Annotated in this window: 7 protein-coding genes; 1 reads left to right on the top strand and 6 read right to left on the bottom strand. The window is 69.0% G+C overall.

All coding sequences use genetic code 11. The features are described from left to right. Positions 1 to 32 precede the first annotated feature (32 nt). The 3 genes from AB0I49_RS04130 to AB0I49_RS04120 form a co-directional block, all read right to left on the bottom strand. Positions 33 to 1,763, bottom strand: coding sequence for a protein kinase family protein (locus AB0I49_RS04130; RefSeq protein WP_363225257.1), 1,731 nt, complete (start codon positions 1,761 to 1,763; stop codon positions 33 to 35). A gap of 109 nt (positions 1,764 to 1,872) precedes the next feature. Further along, on the bottom strand, positions 1,873 to 4,266 hold the full coding sequence (gene murJ / locus AB0I49_RS04125) for a murein biosynthesis integral membrane protein MurJ (RefSeq protein WP_363225256.1): 2,394 nt from the start codon (positions 4,264 to 4,266) through the stop codon (positions 1,873 to 1,875). Positions 4,267 to 4,311: 45 nt separating this feature from the next. Then, positions 4,312 to 6,612: a DUF6049 family protein gene (locus AB0I49_RS04120; protein ID WP_363225255.1), complete on the bottom strand. Its 2,301-nt coding sequence runs from the start codon at positions 6,610 to 6,612 to the stop codon at positions 4,312 to 4,314. 170 nt (positions 6,613 to 6,782) lie between these two features. On the opposite strand from AB0I49_RS04120, the gene AB0I49_RS04115 reads away from it, so the two are divergent. Next, positions 6,783 to 8,258, top strand: coding sequence for a CCA tRNA nucleotidyltransferase (locus AB0I49_RS04115; RefSeq protein WP_363225253.1), 1,476 nt, complete (start codon positions 6,783 to 6,785; stop codon positions 8,256 to 8,258). A gap of 116 nt (positions 8,259 to 8,374) precedes the next feature. Here AB0I49_RS04115 and AB0I49_RS04110 read toward each other — a convergent pair whose 3' ends face one another. From AB0I49_RS04110 to AB0I49_RS04100, 3 genes are all read right to left on the bottom strand, one after another. Continuing rightward, positions 8,375 to 9,655 carry an MFS transporter gene (locus tag AB0I49_RS04110; RefSeq protein ID WP_363225252.1) on the bottom strand — a complete coding sequence of 427 codons (1,281 nt, stop codon included), beginning with the start codon at positions 9,653 to 9,655 and terminating at the stop codon, positions 8,375 to 8,377. Between the two features lie 99 nt (positions 9,656 to 9,754). Continuing rightward, positions 9,755 to 10,837 carry an inositol-3-phosphate synthase gene (locus AB0I49_RS04105; RefSeq protein WP_363225251.1) on the bottom strand — a complete coding sequence of 361 codons (1,083 nt, stop codon included), beginning with the start codon at positions 10,835 to 10,837 and terminating at the stop codon, positions 9,755 to 9,757. A gap of 49 nt (positions 10,838 to 10,886) precedes the next feature. Further along, a complete protein-coding gene (locus AB0I49_RS04100) occupies positions 10,887 to 11,561 on the bottom strand; it encodes a PadR family transcriptional regulator (protein ID WP_363225250.1) in 675 nt (224 codons plus the stop codon). Positions 11,562 to 11,719: the final 158 nt, after the last annotated feature.

Here is an 11,719-nt window from a genome sequence, read left to right as displayed (position 1 = left end):
CGAGCCCCTCCCCTTGGTGCCGACCGCTTCGGTCAGCTGCCCTTCACTTTGATCTCCGCGATTCCGCCGCGGTAACCCGTCTGATTTCCCGAACCCGTCCCGTCGGGCGGAAGCTCGGTGACGTGGATCAGCAGGTACCGGGTGCGGACCGGCTTCTTGAGCGTCACGTCCAGCGAGGATCCCGCCTTCTCCGACTTGCTGACGCGCTGGGGGAAGCCGGAGAGCGTGCTGGGACTGCTCGACGTGGACGGGTCGGCCGCCAGGATCTCTGATGTCTGGCCCGGGCGGTACATGTCGACGTGGACATCGGAGACGTTCTTCACGCTCCCGAGATCCACGACGATGCCGCTGCCGTCCTCGCGAGTCGAGTAGTTGCCGAACTTCGGATACCCGAGGAATTGCCCTGTGATCCAGGCTGTGCCGGGGTCTCCGTCGACGGCGTTCTGTGGGTTCTTGCCTGTGGGGCCGGTCAACGGAGAGAACTCCGTGGCACCGCTGATGGGCAGCGGTTTGACGACGGGCTTCTTGTCGGTGTTGTTGTGCTCCGACTGGGAGCTGGGCGGGTTGTCCTTGTCGTGCTCCTTCTTGAGGAGCGTGTCGGCGAGCTGCCAGCTGCCCAGGCCCAGTGCTGCGATGAGCAGCGCCGAGACGGCCCACTTGAGGGTCTTGCCGGTGCGGCCCTGGAGCGGCGGTGGCGGGGGCGGCGGCGTCGGTGCGGGGCGTGCCGCGGGCTGGCCGGCACGGGGCGGCTGGCCGTACGCACCCTGCTGGTAGGTGGTCCGCTGGTACGACGGAGGGGTGGCGAAGCTGGGCTCCGGCGGCCGGATGCGGGGCATCGCGGCGACCGCCTTGGCGAGCTCCTCCGGGGTGGTGCAGGGCTGTTCCTGGCGCGAGGCGGTGGCGCCGTCGTTGACCAGGGCGCGCATCGTGAGCTCGGACAGGCCGCGGTGGATGCCCGCGCGGACCTGGTCGGGGGCGATGAGGCCGACGCCCTTGGGGAGCCCGGAGAGCCCATGGGCGTCGTTCTCGTAGGGCCAGCGCTGGGTGAGAGCGGCGTAGAGGAGCGCGCCGATCGCCTCGGTGTCCGTGCGCTGGGGGTCTTCGGAGGTGATGCCGCGCAGGGCGGCCATGACCGCGAGTCCGCGGATGCGGTACTGGCCGGACTCGGTGCGCAGCACGGAGCCGGGGTGCAGGCGCAGGTGTGCCAGGCCCTCGCGGTGGGCGGCGGTCATCGCCTGGGAGACCTGGCTGACGAGCTGGTAGGCGTCGTGCGGTTCCAGGGGCCGGGCGGCCAGGAGGGCTGTGAGCTCGGTGGCGTCCGGCAGCCACTCGTGGACGACGTAGACGAGGTCGTTCTCCTCGACGGCGTCGAGGACCTGGACGAAGCGCGGGTCGCCGAGGAGGGCGGCCGAGCGTGCGGCGGCGAGGACCGGACGGGCTCTCGGGTGGTCTGCGGGCAGCAGGTGCACGCCGACGGCGCGGCGCAGTTTCTCGTCGACCGCACGCCAGCTGCTGAATCCGTCCAGACGGGTGACGCACTCCTCGAGGCGGTAGCGTCTGGCGAGTTTATGGCCGCTGTGCAGCTCGGGGGATTGTGCTTCGGGCGCGGCGTCCTTGTTCTCTGCGCGCTCTGTGTCTTTGTGCGCGTCGGCCTTGTTCTTGGCCTTCGCCCCGTCGGCCGTGACCTTGTCCGCCTTGGCGGTCAGCGACTTTTCGCCGCTGTCTTTGGTCACGTCGACGGCAGCCGTGCTCCGTTCAGCCACCGTCGTTCCTGCCTCCCCATCCGTTGCACGCTCTCCACAGCCAGGACAATTGTGCCCACAGTCCGGTGCTATGCACGACACGCGGTAGTGGGTGATGGTTGTGTTCGGGTCATCGGCCCAGCCGGCCGCGGACCATGCCGACCATCGCGGTCAGTTCTTGGATGCGCATCCGCTTCGCGGCGGCGTAGAAGACGGCGATGAGTACGAGTCCGCCGCCCAGCAAGGCTACGAGTGATCCGAGGGCGCCGCCGCCCAGTGTCTGAGTGATTCCGTATCCGGCGCCGCCCGCGAGGAGGGCGGCGGGAATGCTGGCGCCTGCCAGGCGTGCGTACGTACGGATGACGTGTGCTCCGTCCAAGTCGCCGCCCAGCCGGTTGCGCAGGCGGTTCCAGGCGACCCCGACGCCGATGGCGTAGGCCAGGCCGTAGGAGGCCGCCATGCCGACGACGGCCCAGCGGGAGGGGAGGACGAGGAAGCAGATGCCCGAAGCCAGGGCGTTGGACGAGGCGACGATCACCGTGTTGTAGAAGGGCGTGCGGGTGTCTTCGTAGGCGTAGAAGCCGCGAAGGACGACGTACTGCACGGAGAACGGGATGAGGCCGAGTCCGAAGGCCATGAGGATGAACCCCATGGACCGGGCGCCATCCGCGCCGGACGACGAGAACATCAGCGTGCACATGGGCACGCCGAGGGCGAGGAAGCCGAAGGCGATCGGCACGATGGCCACGGCGGAGGTGCGCAGGCCCTGCGAGATGTCGTCGCGGACGGCGCCGGGGTCGCCGTCGTGGGCGGAGCGGGAGATGCGGGGCAGCAGGGCGGCCATGACGGAGACCGTGATGATGGCCTGCGGCATCTGCCAGATGAGCAGGGCGTTGTTGTAGCCGAGGATGCCGGTGCCGGGGAAGCCGGCCTTGGCGGCGTCGTCGCCCGCCCAGGTGGCGAGCTGGGTGACGACGAGGAGCCCGGCCTGGTTGGCGAGGACGAAGAGGAACGTCCACTTGGCGAGCTTGGCGGCCTTGCCGAGACCGTGGCCGCGCCAGTCGAAGCGCGGGCGGAACTTGAATCCGGCATCGCGCAGGTAGGGGAGCATCGCCAGGGACTGGACGGTGAGTCCGAGGAGCGTGCCGATGCCGAGGAGGCGCAGGCCCTCCGGCGTGATCGTCGATTCCGTCAGGTGGGAGCTGCTGTGGGTGCCGTACACCCAGATGAACATGCCGAAGGTGAAGATGACGACGACGTTGTTCAGGACGGGGGTCCACATCATGGCGCCGAATCGGCCGCGTGCGTTGAGGATCTGGCCCATGACGACGTGGACGCCCATGAAGAAGATGGTGGGCAGGCAGTAGCGGGCGAAGGTGACCGCTACGCCGTTGGCCGCCGGGTCGTCGGCGATCTTCACGGACATGACGCGGATCAGCAGCGGCGCCGCGAAGACGCAGATGACGACGAGGGCGCCGAGGATGACCATGACGAGGGTCAGGAGGCGGTTGGCGTATGCCTCTCCTCCGTCGTCGTCCTCCTTCATCGCGCGGACGAGCTGCGGGACGAAGACGGAGTTGAGTCCGCCGCCGATGGTGAGGATGTAGATCATCGTCGGCAGGGTCATGGCGATGGCGTAGGTGTCGCCGAGGAGCGCCGCGCCGAGCGCCGCGGTGATCACCAGCTGGCGGACGAAGCCGGTCAGCCGGGAGACGAGGGTGCCGGCGGCCATGACGGCGCTGGACTTCATGATGCTGCCGACCTTGCCGCCGCCGGAGGAAGCCTTGGCCGGGGTCTCCGGGGCCTCCTCCGTCTCCGTGCTCTGCGGGGCTTGCGGGGTCTGCTGCGGCACTGGTGAGGGCGCGGTGTCCAGCGCCGGGTCCGGTGTCGGCCCGGACGGCGGGGGCACGGGCGGGGCCTGGTGCCGGGGGTCGTGATGTGGCGGGTTCTGGCGCCGCGGGTCGGGGTATCGCGGGTCGTGCGGCTGCTCCGGCGGGTACTGGTAGGCCGGCTGGTAGGGCTGCTGCTGTTGCGGGCTCGGTTCGTACGACTGCTGTTGTTGCTGGGGGCGCGGTTCGTACGGCTGCTGGTCCCGGAAGAGGTGCGCGAAGGCGTCCTGCTGGGGGCCTTCATCCGCGGCCTGGGCGGAGCGGTCGTCGACGCCGACGAACTGCTGGGTGGCGTCGTCGCCGTAAGGGAGGTGACGGGAGGGGGTCTCGGGCCGGGGCGGCGGGGCCGGCGCCCACAGATTCGGGTCGGGGGTGTCGTACTGGGGGGCGGCCGGCTGCGGGTAGAGCGGCTGCTGGTGCTGGTAGGAACCGGCCGGCGGCGGGGGGTGCGCGGCGCGGTCGTAGAGCGCCTCGGTCACCGGGTCCTGCGCGGCGGGGTCCTGCGAGGGGTACGGGTTCGCGGTGTAGGCGTCCTGGAGGTACGGGTCCGGGGCAGGCGGGGGCGTCGGCGGGTACTGGTGTTCCGGATCGCCGCCGTTGCCTCGGTCGCGGTCACCGTCGTACGGCGCGTTCATCGCTACCCCACCTCATCGTCCGCGGCCGACCGGCCCTACTGCTCCTCAACGGTCCACTTTCTCACCCGATCCGGATGGGTCTGTGCTTTGTGATCCGGTGTCCGGTGCCGGGTCACCCGGCTGCTCGGGTTCCTCGTTGTCCGCGCCGTTGTCCTCGTCGCCGTCGTGGTGTTCTCCGTCCGCCGCGTCGCGGGCGCGCCGCTTGCGCTTGAGGTAGATCCGGAGTCCTGCCAGGACGAGGAGGAGCACGCCGACGGCGATGACCAGCAGCACCATCGGGGTGATGGAGGTGACCTGCACGGTGAAGTGCATCGGGCCGCCGTACGGCTGCCCGTCTTCGGTGAGGAGTTGTGCTGTCACCTTAACGGGACCGTTCGCGTTGGCGCGGGTCTCGAACTTTACGGACTGGCTGTGCCCGCCTTCGACCGTGATGGGCTTCGAGTCACCGACGTCGAGGCGGTTCGGCTGCTGGGAGGTGAGGACGAGCCGCAGGCCGTCGACGCCCTGGAGCAGGCCGTTCTTCACGGTCACCGGGACCGTGGCGCTGCGTCCGGAGAGGGTGGCGTCCGATTTCTGGATGAGGTGGACCTGCCCCCGCAGATTGTTCAGATACTGCTCGGCGGAGTTCCGGAAGTTCTCGGCGGCCTGGCGGTCGCCCCGCCACGAGGTGGACATCTCCCGCATGATCGCGTTGCCGAACGGGGTGACGACGCGGTCCTTGGCGGTGAGGATGACCTTGAAGCCGTCCAGGGTGGTCTGGGTCTTCTTTATGTCCTGGAAGGCGCTGTTCCGAAGTTCCTGCTTGCGCAGCGAGCCGCTGTACGAGCCGCTTCCGGGGATGTGCTGGTTGGCGTCCGGGTCGGGCTTGGCCTTGGCGGCGTCGCCCAGGTCCACCGCCTGGGTCCAGCGGTTGTCCGACAGCGCGCCGAGGGCCGCGGCCATGGCCTGGGCCTGGCTGGCGGTGGGGGTGCGCTGGGGGGCCACGACGACGCTGCGCTGGTTCTGCGGCTCCTGCATGGTGACCATCAGGGTCTGGGCGAGGAACTGCTGGACGGCGAGCGTGGCGTTTCCGGCCTTCGCCATGTCGCCCTCGAAGGCGGTCGAGAGCCGGGCGTCGGAGACGATCGCCGTGTTGCCGCTGCCGATCTTCCGGGCCGCGGTGGGGGCGTAGGGGAGGTCGCTGTCGCGGAGGCTGTCGCTGCGGGTGATGACGTTGCGGGCGCCGGCGGAGGTGGCGACGTCGACGATGGAGGAGTCGATCGCGCCGTCCACGGGCCAGGCGAAGTCGGTGCGCGGCTTCACGCCGATGATCGTGTCGACGGTGGTCGCGGCGAGCTCGGTGGCCGACTGGAGGTGGCTGAGCGAGCCGGTGACGTCCTTGCCGCGGTGGGCGAGCGAGGCGAGGTCGGGGTCGGCGAAGGGCAGCGCCACCACCTGGTCCCCGGGGACCGCGTCCTGGAGGTCGTGGAGCCACTGCTTGGCGACGGCCTGGCCCTTGCCCGGCGCGGTCGTCCCGTCGGGCTGCTCGACCGTGTAGTTCTTCGTCATGGCCTCGACGGAGGCGAGCAGGTCGGGGTCGATGACCCAGGTGACGGGGAGGTTCTTGCCGAGGGCGACGAGCTGCTGCAGCCGTCCGCCCGGTGCGATCTCGGCCGCGAGGTCGTCATTGCGGAAGACCGGCGTCTGCTGCGGGTCGGACGCCGAGCGGGCGGTGAGATGGGTCGTGGAGACGAGCGGCCACATGACGGTGAGCTTGGTCTTCTTGCCGCTGACGGCGGACGGCTGCCAGGGCAGCAGCGTCCGCTTGATGCCCAGCACCTGGTCGTACGACTGGCTGGAGGTGTGACCGGTGAGGGCGACCCCGAGCTGGTAGATGCCGTCCGAGCCGAGGTTCAGGTCCTTTGCCGGGATCTTGATGCTGAAGTCGCGGCTGATGCCGGCCGGCAGCTTGTCGATCTTCTTCGCGTACTTGCCGCCGATCTCGGTGCCGTCGGCGCCGAGCGAGTACCCGGTGCGCTTGGCGACGTCGTCGATGGCGCTGCGGCCGCTGATCTGGGGGCCGACCCGCAGGGCGACGTGGGCGCCGGAGACCGTGGATTTTCCGTCGTTGGTGACGGTTCCGGTGACGGTCAGGGTGTCGCTCTTCTTCGGCGTGGTGGGGGTCAGGGAGTCGATCGAGACGGAGACGGTGCGGGAGCCGGTGGCGGCCGCGTGGGCGGCGGGGGCGGAGGGCAGCTGCAGCAGGGCTACGAACAGGAGGATTCCGGTGAGCAGTGCCGCGGTTCGTCGGGGCCGCCGACGGGCAGGAGTCGAAGTAGTCCCCTGGAACTCTGCCGCATCGGCCACGCGCTCGCCCGTCCCTCGTCGTCGTCAGTGGTCGTCGGATGTGCGTCCACGAATGGTAACGAGCCCTGCCGGGGCGAAGTGCTGCGGACTGCTCCACAAGATCGTTACGCTGGTCGGTGCCCCTTTTATGGGGAAGCTCCGAGCCGTGCGGCCACGTACCCTCTTCTGTTGTGCCGAACGCCAACAATGACAGCCACCACCCGCAGTCGACCAATGAGCTCAGCCAGGTGCAGCGCCGTGCCGTGAGTGAGCTCTTGCGGGTGTCGCCCGTAGCCGATGATCTTGCCCGACGTTTTCAGGAGGCCGGGTTCACCCTTGCCCTGGTCGGGGGATCGGTCCGGGACGCGCTGCTGGGACGGCTCGGCAACGACCTGGACTTCACGACGGACGCCCGCCCCGACGACGTGCTGAAGATCGTCCGGCCCTGGGCGGACTCGGTGTGGGAGGTCGGGATCGCCTTCGGCACGGTCGGCTGCAACAAGCGGGGCGGAAGCGACAATCAGGTATTCCAGATCGAGGTCACGACTTATCGGTCGGAAGCCTATGACCGCACCTCCCGCAAGCCCGAGGTCTCCTACGGCGACTCCATCGAGCAGGATCTCGTCCGCCGGGACTTCACCGTGAACGCGATGGCGGTGGCACTCCCGCAGAAGGAGTTCATCGACCCGCACAACGGCCTGGAGGACCTCGCCGCGCGCGTGCTGCGGACGCCCGGCACGCCGCAGGAGTCCTTCTCCGACGACCCGCTGCGCATGATGCGGGCAGCACGGTTCGCCGCGCAGCTCGACTTCGAGGTCGCGCCCGAGGTCGTCACGGCGATGACGGAGATGGCCGACCGGATCGACATCGTCTCCGCGGAGCGGGTCCGGGACGAGTTCAACAAGCTGCTGCTCTCCCCCAAGCCGCGCAAGGGCCTCAAGCTCCTCGTCGACACGGGGCTTGCCGACCGCGTGATCCCGGAGCTGCCGGCGCTGCGGCTGGAGAGCGACGAGCACCACCGGCACAAGGACGTGTACGAGCACTCCCTGACCGTGCTGGAGCAGGCCATCGACCTTGAGGAGGACGGGCCGGATCTCGTGCTGCGGCTCGCGGCGCTGCTGCACGACATCGGGAAGCCGAAGACGCGACGGTTCGAGAAGGACGGCCGGGTCTCCTTCCACCATCACGAGGTGGTGGGGGCGAAGCTGACCAAGTCGCGGATGACGAAGCTCAAGTACTCCAACGACCTGGTCCGGGACGTCACGAAGCTGGTGGAGCTGCATCTGCGCTTCCACGGCTATGGCACGGGCGAGTGGACCGACTCGGCGGTGCGCAGGTACGTACGGGACGCGGGCCCGATGCTGAGCCGGCTGCACAAGCTGACGCGCTCCGACTGCACGACGCGCAACAAGCGGAAGGCGAACGCGCTGTCGCGCGCGTACGACGGGCTTGAGGAGCGCATCGCGAAGTTGCAGGAGCAGGAGGAGCTGGACGCGATCCGGCCGGATCTGGACGGCAACGAGATCATGGAGATCCTCGGCGTGGGACCGGGCCCCCAGATCGGCCGCGCGTACAAGCACTTGCTGGAGCTCCGCCTGGAGAATGGGCCGATGGAGCACGGCGCGGCGGTCGCGGCGCTCAAGGAATGGTGGGCGGCGCAGAGCTGAGAGCGCGGCTGCTCTGTTTCACGTGAAACCACGTGAAACCACGTGAAACAGAGCCGAGAGCCACGGGGCCCGGTGGCGTTTCACGTGAAACATGGATCGTGAAACGCCACCGGGCCTTACTGTCGCCGGGAGTGCCGCTGGGACGCCGCCATCGCGAGGGCAGTCGCCGCGTAGATCGCTGCGACGGTGAGGACCAGCATGGCCGACCGTCCGTCCGACGGCAGTATCAGGGCGGCCACGGCCGCGGCCCCCACGAAGGCGATGTTGAAGAGGACGTCGTAGAGGGAGAAGATCCGGCCTCGGAAGGCGTCGTCGACCGAGGACTGGATCACGGTGTCGGTGGCGATCTTCGCTCCCTGGGTGATGAGGCCGAGGACGAAGGCGGCGATCAGCATCGGTAGGGGCTCGAAGGTGAGGCCGAGTGCCGGTTCGAGTACGGCCGCGGAGGCGGCGCATACGGCCATCCAGCCCAACCGGCCGAACCGGCTCGCCGCCCAGGGAGTGAATACGGCCGCCACGAAGAAGCCGGCGCCGGAGACGCCCACGGCGAGGCCGAGCAGGGCGAGCCCGTCCGACTCGCTCTTCGCCCATGCGTACCGGCACAGCATCAGGACCATGACGGTCAGGGCCCCGTAGCAGAACCGCATGAGCGTCATGGACGCCAGCGCACGGGCGGCGACGCGGCGCTCCATGAGATGGCGCAGGCCCGCGGCGAGGCCCTCGAACGTCTCCGACAGGGCCGTGCGGACGCGGGTGCGGAGTTCGGCTGGGTCGGGGCCGAGGAGATCGGCCGGCATGCGGAGCGCGGCGAGCCCCGCGCACAGGTACAGGGCCGCACCCAGGAGGACGACGACGGCGTCGGAGGACGCGCCCTCGGGAACCGCGAGCCGCACGATGAAGGAGAGTCCGCCGCCCGCCGTGGCCGCGAGCGTACCGGCGGTCGGGGACAGGGAGTTGGCCATCACCAGCCGCTCCCGGCTGTCGACGACGCGCGGCAGGGCGGCCGAGAGCCCGGCGAGGACGAAGCGGTTGACGGCGGTGACCGACAGCGCGGAGGCGTAGAAGAGCCAGTCGGGTACCGAGGCGATGATCAGTACCGCGGTGCCGATCGCGAGGACGGTCCGCAGGAGGTTGCCGTAGAGCAGCACCTGGCGGCGGCGCCAGCGGTCCAGCAGGACGCCGGCGAAGGGGCCCAGCAGCGAGTACGGGAGCAGCAGTACGGCCATGGCGGAGGCGATGGCCGCGGGTGTGGTCTGCTTCTCGGGGGAGAAGACCACGTATGTGGCGAGCGCTACCTGATAGACGCCGTCGGCGGACTGGGAGAGCAGGCGTACCGTGAGCAGGCGGCGGAAGTCGCGCAGTTGAAGCAGTACGCGCAGGTCACGCACAACGGGCATGGTGCACAGCCTCACACAATGCGCTGGTCCCCGGGCGCATTGCCCGGGGACCAGCGGATCAAGCGACGGCCGATCGGCGATCGGCGGTCAGGGACCGGTTCAGCGGTCGACCTCGCCGTTGATGAACTTCTCGACGTTGGCGTGGGCCTCGTCGTCGAAGTACTGGACCGGCGGCGACTTCATGAAGTACGAGGACGCGGAGAGGATGGGGCCGCCGATGCCGCGGTCCTTGGCGATCTTCGCGGCGCGCACGGCGTCGATGATGACGCCGGCCGAGTTCGGGGAGTCCCAGACCTCGAGCTTGTACTCCAGGTTCAGCGGGACGTCGCCGAACGCGCGGCCCTCCAGGCGGACGTACGCCCACTTGCGGTCGTCGAGCCAGGCCACGTAGTCCGAGGGGCCGATGTGGACGTTGTCCTCGCCCAGCTCGCGGTCGCGGATCTGCGAGGTGACGGCCTGCGTCTTGGAGATCTTCTTGGACTCCAGGCGCTCACGCTCCAGCATGTTCTTGAAGTCCATGTTGCCGCCGACGTTCAGCTGCATCGTGCGGTCCAGGATGACGCCCCGGTCCTCGAAGAGCTTGGCCATCACGCGGTGCGTGATGGTGGCGCCGACCTGCGACTTGATGTCGTCGCCGACGATCGCGACGCCCGCCTCGGTGAACTTGTCCGCCCACTCCTTGGTGCCGGCGATGAAGACCGGGAGGGCGTTGACGAAGGCGACCTTGGCGTCGATGGCGCACTGGGCGTAGTACTTCGCGGCGTCCTCGGAGCCGACGGGGAGGTAGCAGACGAGGACGTCGACCTGCTGGTCCTTGAGGACCTGGACGACGTCGACGGGGGCCGCCTCGGACTCCTCGATGGTCTGGCGGTAGTACTTGCCCAGACCGTCGTGGGTGTGGCCGCGCTGCACGGTGACGCCGGAGGGCGGCACGTCGCAGATCTTGATGGTGTTGTTCTCGCTGGCGCCGATGGCGTCCGAGAGGTCGAGGCCGACCTTCTTGGCGTCGACGTCGAAGGCCGCGACGAACTCGATGTCCGAGACGTGGTAGTCGCCGAACTGCACGTGCATCAGACCCGGCACGCGGCTCTTCGGGTCGGCGTCCTTGTAGTACTCGACGCCCTGGACCAGCGAGGCGGCGCAGTTGCCCACGCCGACGATGGCTACGCGAACCGAACCCATTCCGGTTGCTCCCTGTTAGTACTCGACGAAGCCCAGCGGTCTGCTGGGCCTACTTTGCGGTGTCGTCGGACGGGTCCGGCCGGGAACCACCCCGATGCCGGGGCAGGCCGCCCGGATCTCCTGATGTGCCCTGTTCGGAGCGGCCGGAGCCGGAGCGCTGGTCGCGCCCGGTCCGCTCGCTCTCGATCAATTCGTTCAGCCAGCGGACCTCGCGCTCCACCGATTCCATGCCGTGGCGCTGGAGTTCGAGGGTGTAGCCGTCCAGCCGCTCGCGGCTGCGGGCCAGTGAGGCGCGCATCTTCTCCAGGCGTTCCTCCAGGCGGCTGCGGCGGCCTTCCAGCACCCGCATCCTGACGTCCCGTGAGGTCTGTCCGAAGAAGGCGAAGCGGGCGGCGAAGTGCTCGTCCTCCCATGCGTCCGGGCCGGACTGCCCGAGCAACTCCTCGAAGTGCTCTTTGCCTTGGGCCGTCAAGCGGTAGACGATCTTGGCCCGGCGGCCGGCGAGCGACGCCGCGAGGGCGTCCTCCATGGCGCTGCCGGGCTCCTCGATCAACCATCCGTTGGCGACCAGGGTCTTGAGGCACGGGTAGAGGCTGCCGTAGCTGAACGCGCGGAACACCCCGAGCGAGGTGTTGAGGCGCTTCCGCAGTTCATAGCCGTGCATAGGGGACTCGCGGAGCAGGCCGAGGACGGCGAACTCGAGGATGCCGGAGCGTCTGCTCATCCGTCGCCTCCCTGGTCCGCCGAGTCCTTTATGCCGAGCTGATGTATCGACTCGATACATCCAGACGATAGAACGGCCATGCGCGTGCGACAAGGGGGATCACGGTGAACGAGGTCACATCATGGATTCACAGGTGACCCGCTGCCGGAATTGGATTG

The sequence above is a fragment of the Streptomyces sp. NPDC050617 genome (genome assembly GCF_040654795.1).
In the GTDB taxonomy this organism is placed as follows: domain Bacteria; phylum Actinomycetota; class Actinomycetes; order Streptomycetales; family Streptomycetaceae; genus Streptomyces.
Note: the sequence above shows the minus strand (reverse complement) of the source record. Positions and strands in the feature narration are given on the sequence as shown.

Coding starts and splice junctions, on each gene's coding strand:
- AB0I49_RS04110 (WP_363225252.1), bottom strand. CDS start 9,655: ATGCCCGTTGTGCGTGACCTGCGCGTACTGCTTCAACTGCGCGACTTC.
- AB0I49_RS04105 (WP_363225251.1), bottom strand. CDS start 10,837: ATGGGTTCGGTTCGCGTAGCCATCGTCGGCGTGGGCAACTGCGCCGCC.
- murJ (WP_363225256.1), bottom strand. CDS start 4,266: ATGAACGCGCCGTACGACGGTGACCGCGACCGAGGCAACGGCGGCGAT.
- AB0I49_RS04100 (WP_363225250.1), bottom strand. CDS start 11,561: ATGAGCAGACGCTCCGGCATCCTCGAGTTCGCCGTCCTCGGCCTGCTC.